Source organism: Rhodococcus sp. JG-3 (assembly GCF_000482405.1).
Classification (GTDB): domain Bacteria; phylum Actinomycetota; class Actinomycetes; order Mycobacteriales; family Mycobacteriaceae; genus Rhodococcoides; species Rhodococcoides fascians.
Genome location: NZ_AXVF01000006.1, coordinates 1 through 23375, shown reverse-complemented (window position 1 = coordinate 23375; position 23375 = coordinate 1). Strand labels below are relative to the sequence as shown.

At 65.2% G+C, this 23375-nt stretch carries 20 protein-coding genes and 1 pseudogene; 13 read left to right on the top strand and 8 right to left on the bottom strand.

The window, feature by feature from the left end; all coding sequences use genetic code 11:
* Nucleotides 1-40 precede the first annotated feature (40 nt).
* The 3 genes from K414_RS25665 to K414_RS0100810 all read right to left on the bottom strand — a co-directional run bounded on the left by K414_RS25665 (nucleotide 41) and on the right by K414_RS0100810 (nucleotide 2948).
* A complete protein-coding gene (locus K414_RS25665) occupies nucleotides 41-1162 on the bottom strand; it encodes a M23 family metallopeptidase (RefSeq protein WP_237606110.1) in 1122 nt (373 codons plus the stop codon).
* A 239-nt stretch (nucleotides 1163-1401) separates the two neighbouring features.
* Complete coding sequence (locus tag K414_RS0100815; protein WP_008720482.1) at nucleotides 1402-2160, bottom strand: DUF305 domain-containing protein; 759 nt, start codon at nucleotides 2158-2160, stop codon at nucleotides 1402-1404.
* Nucleotides 2157-2948 (bottom strand): DUF3105 domain-containing protein, encoded by a 792-nt coding sequence (locus K414_RS0100810; RefSeq protein ID WP_032373348.1) that lies wholly within the window; start codon nucleotides 2946-2948, stop codon nucleotides 2157-2159. The genes K414_RS0100815 and K414_RS0100810 overlap by 4 nt, the downstream gene beginning before the upstream one ends.
* A gap of 80 nt (nucleotides 2949-3028) precedes the next feature.
* On the opposite strand from K414_RS0100810, the gene K414_RS25660 reads away from it, so the two are divergent.
* The 3 genes from K414_RS25660 (at nucleotide 3029) to K414_RS0100785 (ending at nucleotide 6193) form a co-directional block, all read left to right on the top strand.
* The gene (locus K414_RS25660; protein WP_008720486.1) at nucleotides 3029-3340 is read left to right on the top strand and encodes a DUF4229 domain-containing protein; all 312 of its coding nucleotides are present in this window, start codon (nucleotides 3029-3031) and stop codon (nucleotides 3338-3340) included.
* Nucleotides 3341-4192: 852 nt separating this feature from the next.
* Nucleotides 4193-4918: a YoaK family protein gene (locus K414_RS0100795; protein ID WP_008720488.1), complete on the top strand. Its 726-nt coding sequence runs from the start codon at nucleotides 4193-4195 to the stop codon at nucleotides 4916-4918.
* Between the two features lie 978 nt (nucleotides 4919-5896).
* Nucleotides 5897-6193, top strand: a complete 297-nt coding sequence (locus K414_RS0100785) for a hypothetical protein (protein WP_008720468.1) — start codon at nucleotides 5897-5899, stop codon at nucleotides 6191-6193.
* Between the two features lie 494 nt (nucleotides 6194-6687).
* Here K414_RS0100785 and K414_RS0100780 read toward each other — a convergent pair whose 3' ends face one another.
* The gene (locus tag K414_RS0100780; protein WP_008720467.1) at nucleotides 6688-7644 is read right to left on the bottom strand and encodes a M56 family metallopeptidase; all 957 of its coding nucleotides are present in this window, start codon (nucleotides 7642-7644) and stop codon (nucleotides 6688-6690) included.
* Nucleotides 7641-8018, bottom strand: coding sequence for a BlaI/MecI/CopY family transcriptional regulator (locus K414_RS0100775; RefSeq protein WP_008720466.1), 378 nt, complete (start codon nucleotides 8016-8018; stop codon nucleotides 7641-7643). The genes K414_RS0100780 and K414_RS0100775 overlap by 4 nt, the downstream gene beginning before the upstream one ends.
* Before the next feature lie 428 nt (nucleotides 8019-8446).
* Between K414_RS0100775 and K414_RS25655 the strand changes: the two genes are divergently transcribed.
* The 9 genes from K414_RS25655 to K414_RS0100720 all read left to right on the top strand — a co-directional run bounded on the left by K414_RS25655 (nucleotide 8447) and on the right by K414_RS0100720 (nucleotide 19278).
* The gene (locus K414_RS25655) at nucleotides 8447-8806 is read left to right on the top strand and encodes a MerR family transcriptional regulator (RefSeq protein WP_008720465.1); all 360 of its coding nucleotides are present in this window, start codon (nucleotides 8447-8449) and stop codon (nucleotides 8804-8806) included.
* 297 nt (nucleotides 8807-9103) lie between these two features.
* Nucleotides 9104-9484, top strand: coding sequence for a metalloregulator ArsR/SmtB family transcription factor (locus tag K414_RS0100760; RefSeq protein ID WP_008720464.1), 381 nt, complete (start codon nucleotides 9104-9106; stop codon nucleotides 9482-9484).
* Nucleotides 9481-11436 (top strand): cation-translocating P-type ATPase, encoded by a 1956-nt coding sequence (locus K414_RS0100755; protein ID WP_008720463.1) that lies wholly within the window; start codon nucleotides 9481-9483, stop codon nucleotides 11434-11436. Before K414_RS0100760 ends, K414_RS0100755 begins: the two co-directional genes overlap by 4 nt.
* Nucleotides 11433-11978: a signal peptidase II gene (locus K414_RS0100750; protein WP_008720462.1), complete on the top strand. Its 546-nt coding sequence runs from the start codon at nucleotides 11433-11435 to the stop codon at nucleotides 11976-11978. Before K414_RS0100755 ends, K414_RS0100750 begins: the two co-directional genes overlap by 4 nt.
* 94 nt (nucleotides 11979-12072) lie before the next feature.
* A complete protein-coding gene (locus tag K414_RS0100745; protein ID WP_008720461.1) occupies nucleotides 12073-12675 on the top strand; it encodes a cadmium resistance transporter in 603 nt (200 codons plus the stop codon).
* Between the two features lie 339 nt (nucleotides 12676-13014).
* Nucleotides 13015-15624: an AMP-binding protein gene (locus K414_RS25650; protein WP_237606109.1), complete on the top strand. Its 2610-nt coding sequence runs from the start codon at nucleotides 13015-13017 to the stop codon at nucleotides 15622-15624.
* Nucleotides 15621-16649, top strand: a complete 1029-nt coding sequence (locus tag K414_RS0100730; protein WP_008720459.1) for an iron ABC transporter substrate-binding protein — start codon at nucleotides 15621-15623, stop codon at nucleotides 16647-16649. Before K414_RS25650 ends, K414_RS0100730 begins: the two co-directional genes overlap by 4 nt.
* 71 nt (nucleotides 16650-16720) lie before the next feature.
* Nucleotides 16721-18235 (top strand): iron ABC transporter permease, encoded by a 1515-nt coding sequence (locus K414_RS0100725; RefSeq protein WP_080733225.1) that lies wholly within the window; start codon nucleotides 16721-16723, stop codon nucleotides 18233-18235.
* Nucleotides 18232-19278, top strand: coding sequence for an ABC transporter ATP-binding protein (locus K414_RS0100720; protein WP_008720455.1), 1047 nt, complete (start codon nucleotides 18232-18234; stop codon nucleotides 19276-19278). Before K414_RS0100725 ends, K414_RS0100720 begins: the two co-directional genes overlap by 4 nt.
* A 428-nt stretch (nucleotides 19279-19706) precedes the next feature.
* On the opposite strand, the pseudogene K414_RS28410 reads toward K414_RS0100720, so the two are convergent.
* The 3 genes and pseudogenes from K414_RS28410 to K414_RS0100705 all read right to left on the bottom strand — a co-directional run bounded on the left by K414_RS28410 (nucleotide 19707) and on the right by K414_RS0100705 (nucleotide 22571).
* Nucleotides 19707-20055, bottom strand: a pseudogene (locus tag K414_RS28410) (divalent metal cation transporter).
* Nucleotides 20056-20331: 276 nt separating this feature from the next.
* Nucleotides 20332-21399, bottom strand: coding sequence for a hypothetical protein (locus tag K414_RS25645; protein ID WP_032373364.1), 1068 nt, complete (start codon nucleotides 21397-21399; stop codon nucleotides 20332-20334).
* A 5-nt stretch (nucleotides 21400-21404) separates the two neighbouring features.
* Nucleotides 21405-22571 (bottom strand): site-specific integrase, encoded by a 1167-nt coding sequence (locus tag K414_RS0100705; RefSeq protein ID WP_008720452.1) that lies wholly within the window; start codon nucleotides 22569-22571, stop codon nucleotides 21405-21407.
* A 509-nt stretch (nucleotides 22572-23080) separates the two neighbouring features.
* Here K414_RS0100705 and K414_RS25640 point away from each other — a divergent pair.
* A partial coding sequence (locus tag K414_RS25640) for a PepSY-associated TM helix domain-containing protein (RefSeq protein ID WP_161631773.1) occupies nucleotides 23081-23375 on the top strand: 295 nt, incomplete at its 3' end.

Genomic DNA, 23375 nt, shown 5'->3' with positions numbered 1-23375 from the left:
GCCTGATCGCGCTTACTGGCAAGGGCACGATCGGGCGCATTCATCGCGCACGTGTGCCCGCCCCGATTCTGGCTCCCCGCTCACCGAGCCAGGCTTGCGGATCGACCTTCTGCCCCGCGGGAGATGTGGTCTCGAAATGCAGGTGCGGACCCGTCGAGTTACCGCGGTTCCCGACCTCTGCAATCCGATCGCCCTTACGGACGCGCTGACCCACCGTGACCGAATTTCCGTTGTTGTGCCCGTAGGTGGTGATCGATCCATCGTCGTGTCTGATCCGAACCCACAGCCCGAAGCCCTGTGCGGGCCCGGCGCTGATGACCGTTCCATCGGCCGCGGCGACGATCGGTGAGCCCAGTGAGTCGGCGATGTCGACACCGCCGTGTTGTGTCCCGCTTCGGGTGCCGAAATTCGAGGTGACCAGTCCGCTGCTGGGTGCGACAGCAGACGCAGTACCTCGGGAGGTGGCCGAGCCACCGGACGTGGAACCGCGCTGCTGTGCTGCATCAGGAACAGAATCTTCGGGCGCGGTCGTCTCGGATGCGGGAGGGGTGTCGGTGGTGCCGGGCACGGGCGAATCGCGGCCGGTGTTGCCCGTCACCGGATCCTGTTCCCCACCTCGGTCGCCGTCATGCGGGACTGCGGGGTCGAGGGCGTCGACCTGGAGCGATGCGGCGATACGAAGGGCCAGGAGTGGGTCGAGAGTCGCCAACGGGGCCAGGCAGGACAGGGACTGCGCCGGGGCATTCGAGACTCCACGGGCGATGGCGTCGACGATGCATCCTGCCGACGCGGACACCGGGCCGGCGGTGTCCGCGATGACGCCGCCGGCCTGGGCGGCGGCCCACGTCGAGGATGCGAAGGCTGCGAGGTCTGCCACCGCGATCGGATCGGTACCGATTGTCGCGGCCCGATCGGCCAGGCGGATCAACCGGCTGACGGCGTCGGCGGTCTGCTGACCTTCGACCTCGTCCCCGGACTCCACGGCCGGTTGACCCGGATTCGCTTCGGCTACCGGGGCGTGCAGGAACACCGCACCGAGTGCGGCACCGACGATCACGTATGTCCGCGCACCTCGGCATGCGCGACGTCGCCCGCCGCTCGGCGTCGTCTTTCCCGCGTTGTTCACGTGGTCACCCCACCCTTCTCGTTGAATGCCGGTCACGATCGCAGTGGATGCCGTGTCGGCCGTGGGTCAGTGTTGCGTGATCCCATCGACACCACAAGCCCCTTCTGTCACACTCTCGACTGCATTCGTCGCTGTTTCGCCTATCGATTCGGCGTCGAAAGTGAGTGCTTTGCACAGTAACTCGACGATTCGACGCCTTTTCATGCGTGCCGATGCCGGTCATGGGGGTCATCCCAATCGTTATTACTATGCAACATAGTATTTAGATATCGGCGTCAGCTCTCCGGCAACGGTGAGACCCCGTGTGCGCTCAGCAGGACATCGATCTGACCGACCTCGGCGGTTTGCGCGGAGGCGATCGAGCCCGCGAGCGCGGCGACAGCGGGAACTGTCGCGTTCGCTGCTCCCTGCTCTGCCATCGGGATTCCCCCACGATGGTGGCGGCGGAGCAGTTGTAGATACCGGCCGTCGAATTCTTCGGCGTTCATCCGGCGAAGTGCCGTCAGCTCGGCGGTACTGGCCATGCCGGGCATCGACGTCGCGTCCTGTCCGCTGTCGTTCGCGGACGCGCTCATGTCCATCGGGTGACCCCCTGTCGAGCTGGCCCCGGTCATCCACGTCATCGTCGGGCCGTCGGGCAGATATGGCCTGTCCCACAGTGTCAACCAGCCTTGCATCGTGCCGACTTGGCTCTGCTGCGAGGTCAACACGTCGAAGGCGAGGGTCCGGATGACCGGATCCGTCGAGCGTCCCAACGCCATCGCCGACATCTCGATCGCCTGGTTGTGATGGACCGACATGTCCTGCGCGAAACCCACATCCACCGAATTCGATGCCGGTACGGCCACTCGTGCGCTGTCCGGTGTGAGCAGTACGCCGATGAGGACGCCGGACAGGACGAGAGCTGTCACCGCCAAGCCGATGAGCAGTGCCCTGGGCCTGGATCTGGGTCCCGTTTCCGCGGCGTCATTCTGTGCACTGTCGTTCTGTGCATCGTCGATCTGGGCATCGTCGGCCTGGCCGTGCACGGTCATCGACTCCCCTCCCCCATCGGCGCTGGCGCACTGTCGAGGGCCGGGTCTTCCTCGAGGGGCACCGCGTCCGGTCCTGGCTCGCTGGCGTCGAACGGCGGCGGGTTGTCGGGATCGAACGCGCCGGGAATGGTCGAGCAACTGGCTCCGCTCTCGGGGTGGGTCGAGGGGTTCTGTCGCAGAGCAGCGACGAACTGAGTGATGCGCCGGTCGGAGGCATTGTCGAGCTCGAGTCGATGGCCCCACGACTGCAGCGTGATCGGTGCCGTCAGGCCCGGGTAGGGCGACATCATCGTGTAGGGCTCGCCCTCGACCCGCCCGGCGAGTGAACCGACCTCGTCGGAGGAGACCCGGTTCGGGTCGTACGTCACCCACACCGCCCCGTGTTCGAGCGAATGAACCGCGTTCTCGCTGCGTAGCGGGACGGGGTACACCACTCCGGTACACGTCGCCCAGGTCTGGTCGTGAGGGCCGCCGAACGGCGGACTCTGATCGTAGGCAACTCTCTGAGCTGGTTCGACGTGCCGCGCGGCCGGATACTCGACCTCGACGACGCCGTCGATGCCGCGGGAGGGGTCCGGGTCGTCGGCGGTCGGCGCGAACCGCTCGGCCTGATTGCGTTCGAGGACGCGGGGGGCCAGGTTGTATCCGATCGCACCGACGAGCACGACGATGACGACACCCGCGCCTATCACCGCCCAGGGAGCGCGCACGCCCCCGGGCACTCCGGCTGGGCGTGATCGCCGAGTCGAGCTCCGTCGGCCTCGGGCGGGGTTTCTGCTGCTGTTCATATTGCTCCTCCATCAAATACTATGCACCATAGTATTTGAATCAAGGTCCCAGGAAGCCCCTACGCACGACAGGACGGCCGATGCCGGTGTTCCGCGCACCCTCAACTGCTCGCGGGCAGCTTGCCCTTCATGTGCTGGCCTACAACGGTGCACGCCTGCTCTTCGTGTGTGTCGCCGCAGGAGTGCTTTTGGCCGTCGACGCACTGACGAGCCTTGACATTTCCTTCGTGTTGGTACTGCTTGGCGCACTTGCAGCAAGCCTGCCGCTGTCGGCACTGACCCTGAGGAAGCTCCGCCGAACCATCAATGCGGACATCGAAGCAGTCGATCGCACGCGCTCGATCAAGAAGCGAGGCCCCGCGGCGGGACGACCCGGCACCGACAAACCGTGACGTCGGCGCACGGACTTCGGCGTTGGCGTTGGCGTTGGCGTTGGCGGATCGTCCGTGTCGGTCACTGTTCGCCGACCCATTCGACGGACGCTTCGGCGTCCGGCTCGATGTCTAGTAGTTCCAGGGTGCGGTGCATCAGAGTCTCGATCCGATACTCGAGATCATCGACGAGGTCAGGCACATCGGCCAGAGCGGCGTGGGCACGGCGGCGGGCATCGACACCGATTAGCTAGTAGTCCGAGCCTGGTGCAGCTGACACCGGGTGCGGTGGTGTGCCGGTGACGTCAGTTTCCCGCTCGCCACGACCGCGTCGCCACGACAGGGGCGGGCGTGGATCGCGCCGGGGCAGTCGCCCGGAGCGGTGAGCAGCGATGACCGCCCCGACCGCTACCTGGGGCATCGGGTCGGCGGGAAACGGCACGACCCCACCGGTCGATCGGAACGGCGACGGGGCCTGGACGCACCGGCCACCTGCACATACCGGGAAAAGTCTCCCCCGGTACGTGCTCGGTGAGTAGTAGCGTCGAGGGGTAGCGATAGAACCGCAGGACAGTACGCCAGCGTTCCCACATCTCGGCGGGACGGAAGCCTTCCGACTCATCGGCTGATATCCGGACACTGTGCCGCCCACCGATCCACAGGGATGGAACTGACCACGCGCGGATGGGCCGCGAGTTCGTGCTACTTGAGCACGCAAATTACACCGCTGGGTGGGCTTGTCACCGAGGTCGGCAGACGAGGTGCAGGTGGGAGTTCGATTGCTTCCGAAGGGAATACGAACACCGAAGAACCGCCGAGTGAGCTGCACCTCATCGACTTGCGGCTCCGTACACGGCCGGGAGACTTGGTTGCATGACATCTTCTGTGGCACTCAGCCGCGAAACAGCCGTCGGCGCGGAGGCGCGACTGTCGTGGATACTGTCCGCGCTGGCCGGAATGGTGGGTGCTGTCGCATTTCTGCATTCGGCGGGGTATTTCGTGACGTTCATGACCGGCAACACCGAACGCGCCGTCATCGGGCATTTCGGCAGTCCGGAAGGTAAGCCCGTTGCACCCGGCGCATCGCCGTGGGCGGCGCTGGCTTTGATGGGTGCCTTTCTGGCGGGAGTGGTGATCGCGTCGATCTGCCGCCGCCGATACTGGTCCAATCACCCACACGGAGCAACAGTTGTCACGACCATCGCCCTCGCCGCGGCAGGGCTCATCGATATCGGGATATCCGGCTGGGCGTCCGACGACGTAAATTTCTATCCCATTCTGTTGGTTGCGTTCGCTCTCGGCGCGCTCAACACAGCATTCACGAAACGAGAAGAAACCTACATCCCCCTGAGCTACGTCACCGGCACCGTCGTCAAACTGGGCCAAGGGATCGAAAGACACCTACTGGGCGGCGGTACTTACCTCGACTGGCTTTGCTATGCAATGCTTCTCGGGTCCTTCGCAGCCGGAGGCGCAGCCGGGGCTCTGATCGGTGCCGCGATCACCGGACCTCAAGTACTCCTGGTTACCGCAGCCATCAGCCTGCTTGCAAGCATCTTCACCTTCACTCACACCGAGCGACGATCCCTATGGGGATAGGTCTATTCCCGGCCAGCGAAAACCTACGGGTCCGCGCTCCCGAGATCGTTCTGCTCCACCGGCGGACTCGACCAACAGAAACACTGTCGCAACGTGAATCAATCGGTTTGAGCGTGTGGAGAGGATGTTCGATACACACCATCTCTCGCTTGGCCCTGATCTCTTCGCCAAGGCGTCAGCGATGCCGGTAGTTGCTAGGTGGGTTGGGAGGTCGGTGCCGAAACCGTCAATAGTCGGCGACGCCGACGAGCGAGCTCGGTTTCGCAGCTACGTCGTGCACGGCCGCATCGGTCCCCGTGTGCGATCCGGATCGGAGCCATTGCCGACGACGGATACGGCAGATTCTGGGTCTCCCGCTGTGGACAACCGCGGGTGGTTCGCCCGCATCGCTACGCGTTGGCCATCGCGCTCGGTGGGTCGATCGACGAGTCGGTGAACGCATTGCACATGTCCGACAACCCGATCTGTGTACGAGTGACGCTGGACGAGGCGCAGCAACAGCCTCTTCACGTGGTCGACGGGAACCAATCGCAGAATCTGCGCGACATGGCCGCGAAAGGTCGCGGCGGTGGACGCCGCCGACCCGGGCTTTGGTACGGGCCGGATCGAGCCGCACGGGCGACGCGCGCCGGTTGCGTACGGCGGTACGCCATGGCCGAGACGACGTATCGGTGCAGGCAGCCTACTGAAGAGCGGTACACCCACGCTGTTCTCTCTAGCGTCGACGGATCGCAACCCACAGTCCGCAACGTCGGCAGATATAGGCAGCTCCCCCTGCCAGGGAGTGCAACTTCACGGTCGGGAAATCGCGACCACAGCAGGAACAGGCCGAGGTGCCGTCACTCTCACTGGACAGATTCATGAGCAAGCCCTTTCCGTCGAGAGTGACGGGAGAAGTTCGGCACTCCGTCTCCTTCCGCGTAATCGAATTCTACGACCTGTGCGCTGCCAACTTCAGCACGGATATACCGTGGGTGGATGGAGATCACCCTGCAGTATTTCGACGGTTGCCCGAACTGGACGGTCACTGCTGAACGGTTGCAGCTCCTCGCCGCGGAACACTCGGACGCCGTGCTCGTCTATCAACGCGTGGACACGGTGGACATGGCCGAACAGGTGCGTTTTCGTGGCTCTCCGACCGTTCTCGTCGACGGCGTCGACGTCATGGGCGACACATCCGCCGCAGTCGGTCTGGCCTGCCGTGTGTACATGACAGGTGACGGGCCGGCGGGTGCGCCGAGCATGGCTCAGCTCCGGGAAGCCATCCTCGGCTGACACCCGAATCGGGATACCCCAGGGGGTACTCATTGGTATCGTCGGTGACATACAGTCAGCTGATCGGCATGGTCGACGGGGCACAGCTCCGGCGGCCGGTTTGCTGAAAGCACTGACGGTGTTCGGCGTGCTGTTAATGCCTTCGGTGACACCGAACAATGAAGGTGATACAGCCGTGCTCGGGGGCCCGCATCCCTTTTTGAGTGCGGAGTCGCGGACGTCGCTGAATCCGGCGGTCGTCGATCCGACGAGATGTCCCGTGCGGGCGTTCTTCATCCCGCAGATGCGGGCCGTCCCGTCTCGACGGACCAGGGATCGACGCAGTTCGCAACCGTCGACACCGACGGCAACCTGATCGCCTTGCATAACGACGCCCCCGCACCCGAGGGACAGTTCTACCCGTCGCTCGACGGACGAGGGCGCACGATTGAAATTGGCTCGGCGCGGCGACTGCCGTCACCACTGACCGATCGACCCGCTCTTGGCAGGACCACTCAAGAGCCCATCGGACCACACATGATCACACCCGCAGCGGCGAGGGCACCGAACACGATCGGACTCGCGGTGATCGAGAGGACGATCAAGGACAGTTGGGTGCGGGCCCGCGCGTGCACGGGGGTGGACACAGCGACGGTGAGGCGATGAGCACGAGCGAGCACGTCGCCTCCGCTCGCGCCGAGGGCACCCGCGGGAGCGACGGACGAACCAGTGAGGGCGAGCAGACCACCGAGTAGCGCCCGCCGACCATGGGAGCGGGCAGCGCTGTCGTCCGCGCACATCTCGAGCAGCAGGGCGATCTCGGTCGCCCCGTCGCGGAACAACCGCATCCATGGAGCTGCCGCGGCGAGTCCGCGAACAGAGGCGAGCAGCAGGTGATGGCGACCGATTAGGTGAGCACGTTCGTGCGCCAAGACGGCGCCTAACTGATCCGGGACGAGTGCATCCAGGGCACCAGTAGTGATCACGATGGTCTTCGGACGGCCAGCAACGCAGTAGGCGAGCCGATCCGCGGTGTCGACGACCACCGCGTCGGTACCGGGCAGGCGTTGGCCGATCACCCTCGCCGTCCGGGCGTGGCGAAGCGTGTGCGTTCGCATCCGCAGCATGCCCCGCCCAGCCCTCCACACCACCAACGGAAGCGCCGCCGCAGCGACCGCGGAGACTGCTATCAGTGTTCCCTGAAGCAGTGCTGCGGCACGGCCGTCGATCGACCGGAGCACCTCGACGACGCACGCTGACACCCAGTGAGCGTCTCTGTTCCAATGCACCGCTTCGGTGACGAGCATGATCGCCGCGCCGGTCCAGGTCAGGATCACCACCGCCATTGCTGCACTCCAGGCAGCTATCCCGAGCTGCGGAGCGATGCCCCGGCGGGTCAGTCGCGCGAGCACAGGCGGACCGGCTACCGAGACCACGAGCCCGTAGAGCAGCAGGCACAGAGTCAGAGTCATCGCGACTGGCCGGGGTCGGTCAGTCTGCGCAACGCTCTTCGCACACGCTCCGACTCTTCGTCGCTCATCTGCTCGACGAAATGGGTGAGCACCAGGTCCGACTTGCCGCCCGCAGCGAACGCGTGACGCATCAGCCGGGCACTGTGCTCCTCGCGAGACAACGTCGGCCAGTAGTCGAACGCCTTGCCCCTACGGGTGCGCTCCAACCAGCCCTTACGGTGCAGGTTGTCCATCGTCGACATCACCGTGGTGTAGGCAATCACCCGCTGCTCGGCCAATTCGTCGAACAACTCCCGCACGGTGCTTCGCGCACCGCGGGCCCACAGGCGATCCATCACTACCGCCTCGAGTTCACCGAATCCGTTCACCCGCACCTATCGCCTCCTGCCCTGTCGTCTCCTGATCCTAGGGTCGTCGGTAACACGACATCTACTATCTATGTACGTACTCAGTATATGGTCGTGATGTCCCGTCTCCTCGGGACCAGAATTGAGGGAGATTCCGATGACCGAACTGATGACCAACCTGCAGACGTGGTGGGATTGCCAGATCATGATGGCCACCGGCATGTGTGGGGACATGTGCGCCGCAATGATGTGTTGCTGACCGGCTGACGACCTGCGATAGGATACTTCCCCCGACTTCCCGAAAGTCGGGGGAAGCTTGCCGGGCGAGCCTCTCGCGCGGCGTCGTACAGAACGAATCGACAGGGCGAGCGCAGTCTTTGACGATTGCGTACGGACGAAGACCAGGCTTGCCGAAGCCCTGCTGATCTGATCTCGTAACTCTCCTCGGCGACGGGGTGCCGGCGACGACGCTGCGCTTCCACGAAAGCGAGGGGCTGCTGCCGGCGGACCGAGCCCCGAACGGGTACCGCGTCTACGACAAACGAGCACAGCAACGGTTGGCGTTCATCACCGCCGCGAAAAGCTCGAAACTGACGCTGCCACAGATCAAGACGATGCTGCGCGCATGGGAGAACGACTCCTGCGCCGCTGTGAAGACCGGGCTGCGGCCAACACTGCGCGAGCACATCACCCGGGAGGAGGAGTCGATCGCGCAGCTCACCGAGCTGCATGCCGCAATGACCGGTGCGTTCGATCGTCTCGACGACACTCCCGACGCGTCGGCGCGCCGTTCGACCCGCAATGCAGCTGGTTGACCTCGGCCTCCTCGCCGTCTCGGACGGATTCGGCGAGTAGGGAATCGAAAGCGCCTTCGTAGCAGGTGCCACCGCGATCGGGAAGTCGGCGATCTCGACCGCGCCGTACGGAGCAACTGCGGTTTGTCGCGTGCGTCCGCAGGTCCGGTGACCGGGTCCCACACCACGGAGGTGTTCTTCGTCGTGCCGTCGTCCTGTCTCAGTACGGCACGACGAGGATCGGACTCGTGCCGACGAGACCGGGGCCGAGCATTCACGCATAGCGATCATACCGGGCTTAGATGCTATCATCGTTGCATGACGATCAATAAGGATGGCCGCCTGCCCGGCGGTTCCACGTCGACTTTCGATGCGGCAGTGTCGTTGTTCCACAGCCTTTCCGATGCGACACGGTTGGCTATCGTTCGCCGTCTCGCCAGCAGGGAGGTGCGTGTAGCGGACCTGGTGAGCGAGCTGGGGCTGGCACAGTCGACGGTATCGGCGCACATGGCGTGCCTGCGGGACTGCGGATTGGTCGTCGGTCGCCCCCAGGGCCGGCAGGTGTTCTACTCCCTCGTCCGGCCGGAACTGTTGGACCTGCTCGCTTCGGCCGAGACCCTCCTCGCCGTCACGGGGAACGCGGTGGCACTCTGCCCGGTTTACGGCACCGCGCCCGCCGGGTCGGCGGTGACCGGATGAGCGACGCATGCGGCTGCGGCCACGACGAACCCCGCCTGGACGGCGACGAGGAGCACGAACCCGACAAGCTGTGGCAGATCACCGAGATCCGAGCTGCCGCGGTGGCCGGTGCACTGCTGGCGGCAGGGCTGATCATTGACTGGATCGGCGGCCCTGATCGGCTGACCCTGGTGCTCGAATCACTCGCGTTGATCGTCGCCGGCTACACCTTCGTCCCGTCGACCCTTCGGCGGCTCGCGCGCGGCAAGATCGGTGTCGGCACCCTGATGACCATCGCGGCGGTCGGTGCCGTGATCCTTGGTGAGGTCGGCGAGGCCGCGATGCTCGCGTTCTTGTTCGCGATCAGCGAGGGCCTCGAGGAGTACGCGGTCGCCCGCACACGGCGAGGTCTACGGGCACTGTTGTCCCTGGTTCCCGACACCGCCACAGTCCGACGAGACGGCCTCGAGCAGGCGGTGTCGCCGACCGAGTTGATGCTCGGGGAGATGATGATCGTCAAGCCCGGCGAGCGCATCGCCACCGACGGCACCATCCGCCGCGGCACCACCGCGCTCGACACCTCGGCGATCACCGGCGAATCGGTGCCCGTCGAGGCCGGGCCCGGCGACGACGTGTATGCCGGGGCGATCAACGGAACCGGCGTTCTCGAGGTGGAGGTCTCCGCACGTGCCGAGGACAACTCGCTGGCCAAGATCGTCCGGATCGTCGAGGCCGAGCAGTCCCGCAAGGGTGAGGCTCAGCGGTTGGCCGACACGATCGCCAGGCCCCTGGTGCCGGCAATCATGGTCGCCGCCGCCCTCATCGCCGCCGTGGGCAGCCTGCTCGGCGAACCACGGGTATGGATCGAACGCGCACTGGTCGTCCTCGTCGCCGCCTCACCGTGCGCACTGGCCATCGCCGTCCCGGTCACCGTCGTCGCGGCGATCGGCGCCGCCAGCAAACTCGGCGTCCTGGTCAAGGGAGGCTCAGCTCTTGAGGCGCTGGGCCGCATCCGCGTGATCGCGCTCGACAAGACCGGCACCCTGACCCGCAACAAGCCGGTCGTCATCGACGTCGCCACCGCGGACGGTGCGACCCGCGAACAGGTCCTCGCCGTGGCCGCAGCGCTGGAAGTGCGCAGCGAGCACCCCCTGGCCGCGGCGATCCTCGCCGCCGTCGACGACCACACACCCGCCGACGACGTCGTCGCAGTCACCGGAGCCGGCCTCACCGGCCGCCTCTGCGGCGACGACGTCCGCCTCGGCCGACCAGGGTGGATCGACCCCGGCCCGCTGGCCGCGGACGTGGAACGGATGCAGCACGCCGGAGCCACCGCCGTCCTCGTCGAACAGGACGGCCGCACCCTCGGCGCGATAGCGGTCCGCGACGAACTGCGACCCGAAGCCGCGGAAGTCGTCGCCGGTCTCCGCCGCGACGGGTACCACGTCGCGATGCTCACCGGGGACAACGAACGCACCGCCCGCGCACTGGCCGCCGACGTCGGCATCGAGGAGGTCCACGCGGATCTGCGACCGGAGGACAAAGCACGCATCATCGGCGACCTGAAGGGCCGCCGGTCGACCGCGATGGTCGGCGACGGCGTCAACGACGCCCCCGCACTGGCCACCGCCGACCTCGGTATCGCCATGGGCGCCATGGGCACCGACGTGGCCATCGAGACCGCCGACGTCGCCCTGATGGGTGAGGACCTGCGGCACCTGCCGCACGCCCTGGCCCACGCGCGCCGATCCCGACGCATCATGCTGCAGAACGTCGGGCTGTCGCTGGCGATCATCACCGTGCTGATGCCGCTCGCCCTGTTCGGAATCCTCGGCCTGGCCGCGGTGGTGCTGGTGCACGAACTCGCCGAGATCGTGGTCATCGCCAACGGAGTCCGCGCCGGCCGCACCCACCCCCTGTCCGCCGCAGCGGTGCCCGCACCTGCCCCGGCAGCAGCCGAGGCCTGGACATGAGCCCAGACCCCACTTCGGGCCCGATGCCGGGTGTCTCGACCGGGGGACGCTCGGCGACTCGATCCCGGTGGACCCTGGCGATCGTCGTCGCCGTCCTCGTCGCGGCGGCACTCGCGGCCGACCCCGTCGCCCGCCGCGCACTCTCCGACGGCCGCGTCATCGAACTGGGGTTGCTGCAACTCAGGCTTGCCTACAACAGCGGTGTCGCCTTCAGCGTCGGGAACGGGCTGCCGCCAGGGGTCATCATCGCGGTCACCGCCATCATCACTCTCGCCATCGCCGTGTACGCGTGGCGCACCGTCCCCGTCGGCTCACTGACCGGGACGGTGGGGCTGTCGGCGGTCGTCGCCGGAGCGGCCGCCAACGTCATCGACCGCGCTGCCGACGGCCGCGTGACGGACTACTTCCACACCGGATGGTGGCCCACCTTCAACCTCGCCGACACCTACCTCACATGCGGCGTAGTCCTGGTCGTCCTCGCGTCGCTCCGGGAGGGCCGAACCCGCGTCGATCCCACGGGCACGGAGCAACGATCCGTATGACTGCTCCCCGACCTCGAATCCGATCGACCTCCATGACGGTCGCGTGCGGCACCGGGGGCGTCCGGTTACATCCTCACCGACGCCCGGTGCGGCAGTGATCACCACCATCGCCGCGGCAGTGGCGATGTTCGCCGGCACCAACATCGACGACATCGTCGTGCTGACGGTGCTGTTCGTCGCCTCCGCCAGCCAGGGTAGGCCGCGGGCGTGGCAGATCGTCACCGGCCAGTACCTCGGCCTGATCACCCTCGTCGCGACCAGCGTCGTCGCCGCTCTGGGACTGGTGATCGTGCCGCAAGAATGGGTCGGGCTACTCGGTGTGCTGCCCCTGTCGCTGGGGCTCTGGACGCTGATCCGCTGGCTGCGCAGCGACGACGAGGACGAACCCCCGGTCGCTGCCACCGGAATGGCAGGCGTTGCTGCCATCACCATCGCCAACGGTGCCGACAACATCGCCGTCTACACCCCGGTCTTTCGGACGCTCGGTCCACCACAGACCGCAGTCACCATCGCCGTGTTCCTGATCTGCGTCGGGATCTGGTGCTACGCCGGCAGGCTGCTGGGCACTCGCAGGAAGGTCGTCGACACTCTCGAACGGGTCGAGCACTGGCTCGTCCCAGCGGTGTTCATCGGCTTGGGTCTCTTCATCCTCCTCGAATCCGGAGTTCTCGCCCGGCTGATCGCCGCCGCGTCATGACCGACACCCGCTCGCGCGCAGCCTGCGGAACCGCTACGGCCCGACTCAGATCGGTTCCCGCCACCGCCCGGTGGCGTCACCTCCATGCCATCGATCGAAGCGTGAGGGTGAGCAAAGGGCGGCGCATCGATACTCGGTCGATCCGTCGGCGATCATCAGATCGACCACGGTGCGACAATCGGACCGGACTTGCCGAATCGACCGCCGAGTAGGCGTCGCTGACCCCGATCATCTGTGTCCGAGCGGTGTGTGGACAGACGAGCCACGCTCGTCCGCGCGGGCGCGGAGTCGTATTCGTCGCCGGAAGGTTAGGTTCGGCAGCCCTTATAGACTCGCTCGGTGCCCAGAGACTTCAACCGCCCGAAACGCCCCAGTGTGCGCTTAGCGCACGATTTGGGCAGATTCGGTGACGCACCGGGTCTGATATCGGTGAACGAGACGATCACCTACCGCGACCTGGACGAGCGCATCGACCGGCAGGCGGCCAGACTTGGACGTGGCCGTCGTCTGGTACTGATCGCCGGCACCAACAAGGTCGAGGTCGTCGTCACCTACCTCGCGGCGCTGCGTGCAGGACACCCCGTACTGCTGGCCTCGGACGACAATCCCGACCATCTCGACGGGCTCATCGACACATATCGGCCCGATGTGGTGGTGCGCACCCTCGACGGCAACACAGTCGTCGAAGAACTCGATCGACAATCCAGACATGAGCTGCACCCTGATCTCGCGTTGCTGCTGAGCACCTCGGGTTCGACCGGATCACCCAAACTCGTCCGTCTCTCGCACGACAACGTGCAGGCCAACGCCGAGTCGATTGCCGAATACCTGGGCATCCGCCCCACCGACCGTGCCGTGACCACGCTACCCATGCACTACTGCTATGGGCTTTCGGTCGTCCACAGCCACCTCCTGCGCGGTGCCGCCTTGATTCTGACCAACTCTTCGGTCACAGATACTCGACTGTGGGACCTTGCGCGCACCCACCGCGCCTCCACCTTCGCGGGTGTGCCGTACACCTTCGATCTGCTCGACCGTATCGGGTTCGAACAGCTGAATCTTCACGACCTGCGGTACGTCACGCAGGCCGGCGGAAAGCTGTCGCCCGATCGCGTCCGCACGTATGCCGAGCTGGGCCGACGCCAGGGATGGGACTTGTTCGTCATGTACGGGCAAACGGAGGCGACCGCCCGAATGGCGTATCTGCCACCGGATCTTGCCGCCGCTCATCCGCATTCCATCGGACGGCCGATTCCCGACGGGTCCTTTCGGCTCGATCCGGTCGCGGATGCCCCGGACGGGACGGGTGAGCTCGTCTATTCGGGGCCGAACGTCATGCTCGGCTACGCACACGACCCCGGCGACTTGCGCCTGGGTGACACGCTCGCCGGCGAGCTGCGAACAGGCGACCTGGCCCGGCGAACGGCCGATGGACTGTACGAAGTGGTCGGCCGACGCAGCCGTTTCGCGAAAGTGTTCGGTCTACGTATCGATCTGCACCGCGTCGAGTCCGCGCTCGCACACCTGGGATTGACCGTGTGCTGCACCGACGGCACGGACGAACTCGTCGTCGTCGCGGAGAACGCTGACGTCGCCGACGTGCGACGCTTGACAGCACAGTTCAGCGGCCTTCCCGCAACAGCAGTTCGGGTGTGTGTCGTCGATGAGCTGCCGCGCACCTCCACCGGCAAACCCGATGCGCGAGCGGTCGCGGAATTCGCAGGCAAGCCCGGCCCTGTTCAGCCCACCTCGACGACGACAAAGCCCGAGACCACCGATGTCAAAGCGATGTATGCCGAGGTCCTGCATCACGCAAGGGTCGACGACGACAGCACGTTCGTGAGCTTGGGCGGTGACTCTTTGTCGTATGTGCGGATGTCCATTCGGCTGGAGGAGCTGCTCGGTCACCTCCCGGCGGACTGGCACAACACCCGAGTCGTGGACTTCGTTCAGGCACCGCACCTGCGCCGCGGCTGGCGACGGGTGGAGACCAACGTTGTGCTGCGCGCCCTTGCGATCGTGCTGATCACCGGCTCGCACATACACCTGTTTTCGGTGCTCGGCGGGGCGCACGTGCTTCTCGGAATCGCCGGCTACAACTTCGCCCGCTTCCACCTCGGCGCGGTCGATCGCACCGCCCGCGCACGCAATGCTGTGCGCAGCGTCGCTCGGATCGCCATCCCCAGCATGGTGTGGATCGGGGCCATCATCGCTCTGACCGGGGACTACCGCATCACCAGTGCATTGCTGCTCAACGGAATCTTCGGCCCGGACGGTTGGTCTGTCGAATGGCGATACTGGTTCGTCGAGGCGATTGTGTACATCGTCCTCGTAGCCGCCGCTGTGCTCTATGTTCCGGCGGTCGCACGTCTCGAACGCAGTCACCCGTTCTGGTTTCCTATGGGGTTGGTGGCATTGGGCCTGGTTACCCGTTACGGATTGATCGAGATCGACGACAGCCGCAATCGCATTCTGACCGCGGCGGTTGTCTTCTGGTTGTTCGCCCTCGGCTGGGCCGCCGCCCGGGCGCAGACCGTGTGGCATCGAGTGGGGGTCACCGCGGCAATCGTGCTATCGATTCCCGGGTTCTTCTTCGGCGACATCCAGCGAGAAGTCATCGTGATTGTCGGACTTTGCCTGCTGGTGTGGCTCACATCCGTCCCATGTCCCGCAGTTGTGGGCCGGGTTGCGGGGGTGTTGGCAAGCGCGTCACTCTACATCTACCTGACCCATTTTCAGGTCTATCTACCGCTGCGCGACGACCATCCCTGGACAGCATTCGCCCTGTCGATCGTCGTGGGGGTTGTCTACTGGCAGGCCGCGACCTTCGTGCTCGCCCGTCTACCGTGGAGCGGGACAGGGCCGGGCATTAGGTTTGCCAATCCTCTAAGTACCATGGCGGCGGGGACGACCGGAGGTGGTCCGGTAAATGCGAAGGACGGACGATGAGCAAGCGGATCGAACTGATGGCGGGCCTCGCACTGGCGACCGCGGCACTGTTGACGGTGTCGGGGTGTTCGAGCGCTGAGTCCGACCCGGGCGGGGACAACCGGATCACCGTCTACAACGCCCAACACGAGTCGCTGACGAAAGAATGGGCCGACGCGTTCACCTCGGAGACCGGCATCGAGGTCGACCTGCGCCAAGGGAGCGATACCGAACTCGGCAACCAACTCGTAGCGGAGGGTGACCGATCGCCAGCGGATGTGTTCCTCACGGAGAACTCTCCGGCGATGACGCTCGTCGAGAACGCGGGTCTGTTCACCGACGTCGACCAGGCCGTGCTGGCCCAGGTTCCGAGCCAATACCGCCCGTCGAACGGCAAGTGGACGGGTATCGCCGCCCGCTCGACCGTGTTCGCCTACAACACGGACATGCTGACCCCCGATCAGCTCCCGGCCTCACTCCTGGACCTGCAGGACCCCGCCTGGAAGGACCGCTGGGCAGCATCGCCGTCGGGAGCCGATTTCCAAGCCATCGTCAGTGCGCTGCTCGAGTTGAAAGGCGAGGACGCTACACGCACCTGGTTGGAGGGGATGAAGAACAACGTCCGCGCCTACAACGGTAACGGCACGGTGATGAAAGCCGTCAACGCCGGAGAAATCCCGGGCGGCGTGATCTACCACTACTACTGGTTCGGCGATCAGGCCAAGACCGGAGAGAACAGCAGTAACGTCGCCCTGCACTACTTCAAGAACGAAGACCCCGGCGCATTTGTCAGCGTCTCCGGCGGCGGCGTCCTGCAGTCCAGCGCGAAACAGGATGCAGCGCAGCAGTTCCTGGCGTTCGTCACCGGACCGAAGGGTCAGGAAGTTCTGCGGGACGGGATGTCGTTCGAGTACTCGGTGGGCAGCGAAGTGGCGGCCAACGCGGATCTGGTCCCCTTGACCGAACTGCAGGCCCCGCAGGTGGACCCGGCGAAGCTCAACAGCCCGAAGGTCACCGAGCTCATGACCGAAGCCGGTTTGCTCTGATTCCAACGACGAACGGTCGAGAACAACGGGGGCCGGCCCACACGCTGCGGTGCCCAGCAGGCCGGTCGCGTATGCCCTTGCCTCTGGCTGTCACCGCAGTGATTGTCGTGGCGATCTCGCTCATCCCGCTCGGGTACGTGATCGTGGAGAGCGTGGACACCGGCTGGGCCACCGCGTCGGCGCTGCTGTTCCGATCGCGGGTCCGCGAATTGTTGGCCAACACCGTGATGTTGGTAGTGATCACGGTGCCCATCTGTGTCGCAATCGGCGTCGCGGCTGCTTGGTTGGTCGAGCGCACACGAGTATTCGGAGCGAAGGTGTGGGCGGTATTGCTTGCCGCGCCGCTGGCTGTCCCGGCGTTCGTGAACGGCTACTCGTGGGTGACGGCGATCCCTTCCCTCGGCGGGCTGCGCGGCGGCGTTCTGATCGCAACGCTCTCGTATTTTCCTCTCGTCTACATTCCCGTGGCCGCGACGCTACGCAGGCTCGACCCCGCGGTCGAGGAATCGGCGCGAGGACTCGGAATCGGACCGTGGGCAGTGTTCTTTCGCGTCGTGGTGCCGCAGCTGCGGCTGGCAATCGCCGGCGGCGCGCTTCTGGTCGCGTTGCACCTACTCGCCGAATACGGTGCCTTCGTCTTCATCCGCTTCGACACATTCACTACAGCGATTTTCGAGCAGTATCAATCGACGTTCAACGGAGCGGCGGCGACCATGCTCGCCGGGGTGCTGGTATTGCTGTGCCTCACATTGTTGGTGATCGAAGCGGTTGTGCGTGGCAGTGCCAGGTATGCCCGCATCGGCTCGGGTGCAGCCCGCCCGGCCGTGCCTGCAGAACTCGGTTGGCAGTATTCGCCGATCGCGCTCGTCTTCCTGGGGATGTTGATCGCACTGTCTCTCGGAGTCCCGATCGCCAGTGTTCTGCGGTGGCTTGTCGTCGGCGGCAGCGCGGTGTGGGAGTGGGACGAAATCTCGTCCGCGCTGCTGCAGACGCTCGGGTTCGGAATTGCCGGTGCGGTCATGACGTGTGCACTCGCGTTCCCGGTCGCGTGGATCTCGATTCGCCACCGCGGACGGTTCAGCCGTGTCCTCGAGGGCGGTACCTACATCTCGAGTTCGTTGCCCGGCATCGTGGTTGCGTTGGCGTTCGTCACCGTCGCCATTCGGTACGCAAATCCGCTGTATCAAACAGTTGTCGTCGTGATCGCGGCCTACGCATTGCTCTTCCTGCCACGCGCATTGGTCAACCTGCGGGCGGGGCTCGCGCAGGCGCCCGTCGGGTTGGACGAGGCGGCTCGGTCGCTGGGTCTGTCACCGCTGTCGAGTTTCTTTCGGGTGACTCTCAGATTGGCTGCGCCGGCCACCGCAGCGGGCGGTGCGTTGGTGTTCTTGGGGATCGTGAACGAGTTGACCGCGACATTGCTGCTGGCACCGACCGGAACCCGCACTCTGTCGATGCAGTTCTGGTCGCTGAGCAGCGAGATCGACTACTCGGGGGCTGCTCCGTACGCGTTGATCATGATCGTGCTGTCTCTGCCCATGACCTACGTTCTCTTCTCCCAGTCGAAAAAGGCGGCAGGACTATGACATACGCGGTGGAGGTGGATGGGCTGGACAAGTCGTTCGGTCCTGTGACGGTGCTACGTCGTGTTGAGTTCGCTGTCGATGCCGGGTCGACCACAGCCATCGTCGGACCGTCCGGTTGCGGTAAGACGACGCTGCTGCGTCTGATCGCGGGTTTCGACAAACCCGACGCAGGCACTGTCGCACTGACCGGGAAGGTCGTCGCGGGATCCGGCTGGACGCCTGCGCACCGAAGGTCGGTGGGGTACGTCGCCCAGGACGGGGCACTGTTCCCACACGCCACGGTCGGCGCGAACATCGGGTTCGGCCTGCCACGCCGTGCCCGCACCGTCTCGAAGATCACCGAACTGCTCGAGATGGTGTCGCTGGATTCGTCCTACGCCTCACGTCGACCCGACCAGCTCTCCGGCGGCCAGCAGCAACGGGTCGCGCTCGCGCGGGCGCTGGCGCGTGAACCTGAATTGATGCTGCTCGACGAACCGTTCTCGGCACTCGATGCCGGCTTGCGGGCGAACACTCGACGGATCGTCGCCGACGTCCTCGCCAAGGCTGGGATCACCACCATCCTCGTCACCCACGATCAACCCGAGGCCCTGTCGTTCGCCGACCGGGTTGCGGTGATGAGCTCGGGCAGGCTCGCACAGATCGGTACACCTCGTGAAATCTATTCCCGCCCTGTGGACGTCACCACCGCGGAATTCATCGGTGACGCCGTGATCTTGACGGCCCACATCGAGAACGGCCGTGCCCGCTGCGCCCTCGGCGACGTCGCCGTCGCCCCTTCCCCGAACGCCATCGAAGGTGCAGCCCGAATCATGTTGCGGCCGGAGCAAATCGAGGTGACCACCGACGGCGCGGGTGCATCGGGGGCCGTCGTCGACGTGGAGTACTTCGGGTCGGAGATGCTGCTCGGGATCCGCCTCGACACCGCGGACACCGCTATGGCCCAGCGGGTCACCGTGCGCCGCTTCGGCGCCACGGCTCTGACGCCCGGCGACAGGGTCGCCATCCGCGTCATCGGCGACGCCGTAGTGTACGACCTGTGAGAGAGCTACTCAGTGTGAGGCAGCCTCTCGCGTCCTGCTCGATCATGCGATCGATGCCGAACAATGTGCGTAGTTAGTGGGCAGACTTGCACCATCCAGACTGAGGCAACGCCCCGGAGGCAATCACGTCTCGACCCCAAGCATGGAACGGGCCGGCCGGCATCGACTGTCACCGCCGTCTACGATCCGCACGCGGGTTGATGTCTTGAAGGTGGTGGGCGGCTTCGTCGTCATCCAAACTGGGGGCATCGATTGCGTTGCTTGCAAATCTGGTGGCCCGCACTAAGTCTTCTTTCTTTCGAGGACGGACTCCCCCTGAGCGGCGGAAGAACCCACTGATTCCGATTTCCCACGCACACCACCACCATCGCGAGCGGTAATCGGTCCTGGAACACAGAGGCAAGCAGGAGACGTTCACCCGCGCACAATCAGACGACGGTTAGATGGATCAGTGCAATGCTGAGTGCGACGACGATTCCCGCGATGAACCGGGCTGCATATCGAGTGATCCGGTAATTTGACATCGCTGCCCATCAACATGCGGTCAGAGGTGAACCGCACCAACGGAATCAGCGCGATCGGAATACCGAAGGACAACACGACCTGCGAGACGACGAGAGCGCGACTGGGGTCAACCCCAGCGGCGAGGATCGCCAGTGCCGGAACCAGCCGCCGCACACGATCGGGATGCGCTTGCGTGGACGGTGCACGCCTGCTTTTCGTGTGTGTCGCTGCAGGAGCGATCGTGACCATCGACGCACTGACCAGTCTCGACATCCCCTTCGTGTTGGTACTTCTCACCGCGCTTGCCGCTGTCGGCACTGACCCTCAGGAAACGTCGCCGAACCATCAACGCAGACATCGATGCAGTGGATCGGAAGCGCACCGCGAGACGAGGTCCAGCGACACGACCACCCCGTACCAAGAGACCGTGAAGCCCGCGTGCGAACTTTCGACACAGACCCGGTCGTCGTTCGGTGCAATGTTCGCTGACTCACTCACAACAGGGGTCGCTCCTGCGGGGTGACACCTGGGATCGTCGCGCGCTGAAGACTATTGCTCGCACTCCGGCATTTCCGCATCTAAGAACTCGAGAAGTTCCCTGAGCAGTCGGTCTGCGCGGTTTTCGACATCGGCAAGAACCGAATCGACGTCGTCGAGGAGCGCGTGGGAGTGCCTTCGTGCGAGTGTGCCGCGTTCGTAGTAACCAGGGTCGAGCGAGACCGCCGATGCAGGCTCGAGCGTAAAGACACGCTTTGGGTTCGTCTCTCGGACGGGGGGCGGTATGTGCGTGGGAGCGCGTCCCCCGAGGTGTGCTCGAACGATATCGGCTATTCCCCGGGAGGTGAGAGGGGTTGCGACCAGCGGGGTATGGCCCCACCGGTCGATCGTGGTCAACAACGGCCGTTCGCTGCCTGGGTCGAGATGAGTAACGGAGTCGGCGAGTTCGGTTCCGTCGACGTGCTCGATGGCGTCGGCGAGCATGCGTGTGCTGGGGTGCCGCTCGCCGTGGGCCAGGACCTCGTACCAGCGCCTGTACACCTTTCTCGGTGATGCGCCCGCCCTCACGAGCTCCAACGAAGTGACGGCATGTACACCGGTGCCCGTTTCGATTGTGAGGGCATCGAATTCGGGTTCGACGGCGACATCTCTTATTCGCAGTGCCGCGATCTCGGTGTATGGCAGCCCGGCCGCGGCAAGAGTGAGGACCAGTGCATCTCGGCGAGCGAACAACGCCGCCGGCCACCCTGTTCCGGGGAGGCGCGTGACGATGCCGCCGATCCGAGTTGCGGTGTCGCGCAAACGCGCTGCACGCAGCGCGTCCAGAGCCGCTCGCACGCTCTGACCGCGACCCGGCGGGGGCAGGGCGCGGTCTCGATGAACAGCGTCGATGACGGCGATGCGACGACGTTGCGTTGCCGGCGCGGCAGGGTTGGCTCGGAGGAACCGAACGAACAACTCCGGTGAGACCGGCAACGCCGACTGATCATGAGCGGTGCACCAGTCCGCGAACAGCGACCACGTGTGTCGACCCCGTTCCGGGACAGTGTCGTTCGATACTGGAGTTGTTCGGACAAGGTCGGTGTTGTCGCCGCTCGTCGAGGTGTCGGTGCCGTGCATGAGGGTCACAAGCCGAGATCGTTCACGGCGTTGCCGACCAGAGGCGCGTTCTCGCGGGCATAGATTTCGACCATTCCCGGGCTTCTGTGTCCGGTCTGTCGCATGATCGCGTGTGCGTCGGCACCGTTACGGAACGCTTGAGTGACGAATCCGGCACGCAGTGAATGTCCGCCCAGCTGGGCGAGAAGGTCTGCGTCGTAGCCGGCGCGGCCGGCGCGGCGGCGGATCGCGGCGTGCACTGCCGCACCCGACAGTGCGGTCTGGGATAGGTTGCCGTTCTTGCGGATCGACCGGAACAGCGCCGACCGCGTGTCAGCGGTGGGCAGGGTGCTGTGGCAGAGATGGGAGTCGAACTTCGCTGCGCGGGAAAGCAAACGAATGATCGCGGTTCTGCCACCGGTATCGAATGCAGCAACGATCTGCAGCCAGCGAACCCACGCGCAGACCGGGCATGATTCGTGCCGGTCGGTGAACGGCAGCGCCTTCACCGTTCCGGTTCCGTCCTGGTCGGTCTTCGAGTGCCGCAGGCGGACATGCGCACCGTCGAGGCGATCGCGGCGCACATCACGACATTCGAGGTCCACGAGTTCGCTGCGCCGAAATGCCCCGGAGTACCCCATCAGCAGTAGTGCGGTGTCGCGGCGTTCGAGCACTTCACTGGCCCAGCCGGTGACACCGGCACGTGCTACGTCAACGATGGCAGTGATATCGGACGTCAGGAGTGGGGCGCGGGGATTGCGGGGGCGCTCCCCCGCGGCGGCGTAGTCTCGGCGGATACCGGCGAGGGTGGCGCGCACCATCTCGTGGCCACACGGGGTGTCGTGGCCGAGCCCGCGGTGACGGTCGGTGATCGCAGCGACCCATTTGCCGAAGGTCGACGGTGCATACGCCCGGACTCCGTCGACGGTCAGCGAGTCCGCCGCGTCAACGAGATACGCAGCCACGGTCGCAGGGTGCGCCGGCAACGAGATGTGCCCGGCGGCAGTGCACCAGGTCTCGAATCGCCGCCACGCCGAATCGTAGGCGCGGCGGGTTGCGGCAGACCGCGCCGACGCCATCGACCGTTCGATACGCGCAGCCACCTCGGCCGACAGGTCCGGAAACACCACCGCACCACTCACCAGGGCAACTGAATCTGCGTCCAGGACCTCACCGAGCTGCCGTTCTGCCATGGCAAGAACTGTAGTGCGCACCTCCGACAGGCTTTTTGATTTCAAAACACGCTCACCTGGTGTTTCGCCGGGGATGGTGCGGGAAAATGGGCGTACGACGGCCTGCAGTACCACTTCTCGGTGCTCTGAGCGTCGGTTGAGGAGCAGAAGTTTGCTCCGTACACGGCCGCACCGGTCTGTTCGAATTGCTCGACAGTTGAGTATCCCTGGGACGGGTCGCAAGCGTAGCCGTCGAGGACTTGTCCGGCCACGAGATCAGGTCGTTCCACTGAGCAGTAGCTCTTTGGACGGGAAACCCGTCGAATCTCCTTCACTTTGACACCTACACCGGCAGCTCGTGGCGGGGTCGCAGCCCTACGAGGACCTAGTCGGGGCGTGACACCCGAATAGTTCTCGAGTACGCGGCTCGGAATTATCGGGAACTTCCGGGACCGCTGGCCCGACTACTGCACGAGTAGGACCGGCTGAGCGCCCAGTGCAGCCCGAGGAGAAGGAACCGAAACACGCAGATGTCCACCAGTGAAATCGATCGACCGCCTGCGCCCGGTGACACCCCGCCTTCGGTGACGAAGATCCCGTTGTGGCCACAGATCAGGCCGTTCGTGCTGCGGTTGCACTTTTATGCCGGCATCCTGGTCGGACCGTTTCTGCTGATCGCGGCCGTGACCGGCCTGCTGTACACCATCAGGATCAACCGGATCCGGTCCGCGTCGTCGAGTGCGGCGAGCGGACGAACCGACTCCCGAAGGTGCCCCAAATCCTCGCTGGACGACTCGGTGGGTTCGTCGCTGCTTCCTGTCGATG

What these genes read in the sequence shown, in the direction of transcription:
- K414_RS0100815 (WP_008720482.1), bottom strand. Translation starts at nt 2,160, where the DNA reads ATGACCGTGCACGGCCAGGCCGACGATGCCCAGATCGACGATGCACAG.
- K414_RS0100810 (WP_032373348.1), bottom strand. Translation starts at nt 2,948, where the DNA reads ATGAACAGCAGCAGAAACCCCGCCCGAGGCCGACGGAGCTCGACTCGG.
- K414_RS25660 (WP_008720486.1), top strand. Translation starts at nt 3,029, where the DNA reads ATGCCGGTGTTCCGCGCACCCTCAACTGCTCGCGGGCAGCTTGCCCTT.
- K414_RS0100795 (WP_008720488.1), top strand. Translation starts at nt 4,193, where the DNA reads ATGACATCTTCTGTGGCACTCAGCCGCGAAACAGCCGTCGGCGCGGAG.
- K414_RS0100785 (WP_008720468.1), top strand. Translation starts at nt 5,897, where the DNA reads ATGGAGATCACCCTGCAGTATTTCGACGGTTGCCCGAACTGGACGGTC.
- K414_RS0100780 (WP_008720467.1), bottom strand. Translation starts at nt 7,644, where the DNA reads ATGACTCTGACTCTGTGCCTGCTGCTCTACGGGCTCGTGGTCTCGGTA.
- K414_RS0100760 (WP_008720464.1), top strand. Translation starts at nt 9,104, where the DNA reads ATGACGATCAATAAGGATGGCCGCCTGCCCGGCGGTTCCACGTCGACT.
- K414_RS0100755 (WP_008720463.1), top strand. Translation starts at nt 9,481, where the DNA reads ATGAGCGACGCATGCGGCTGCGGCCACGACGAACCCCGCCTGGACGGC.
- K414_RS0100750 (WP_008720462.1), top strand. Translation starts at nt 11,433, where the DNA reads ATGAGCCCAGACCCCACTTCGGGCCCGATGCCGGGTGTCTCGACCGGG.
- K414_RS0100730 (WP_008720459.1), top strand. Translation starts at nt 15,621, where the DNA reads ATGAGCAAGCGGATCGAACTGATGGCGGGCCTCGCACTGGCGACCGCG.
- K414_RS0100725 (WP_080733225.1), top strand. Translation starts at nt 16,721, where the DNA reads ATGCCCTTGCCTCTGGCTGTCACCGCAGTGATTGTCGTGGCGATCTCG.
- K414_RS0100720 (WP_008720455.1), top strand. Translation starts at nt 18,232, where the DNA reads ATGACATACGCGGTGGAGGTGGATGGGCTGGACAAGTCGTTCGGTCCT.
- K414_RS25645 (WP_032373364.1), bottom strand. Translation starts at nt 21,399, where the DNA reads ATGCACGGCACCGACACCTCGACGAGCGGCGACAACACCGACCTTGTC.
- K414_RS0100705 (WP_008720452.1), bottom strand. Translation starts at nt 22,571, where the DNA reads ATGGCAGAACGGCAGCTCGGTGAGGTCCTGGACGCAGATTCAGTTGCC.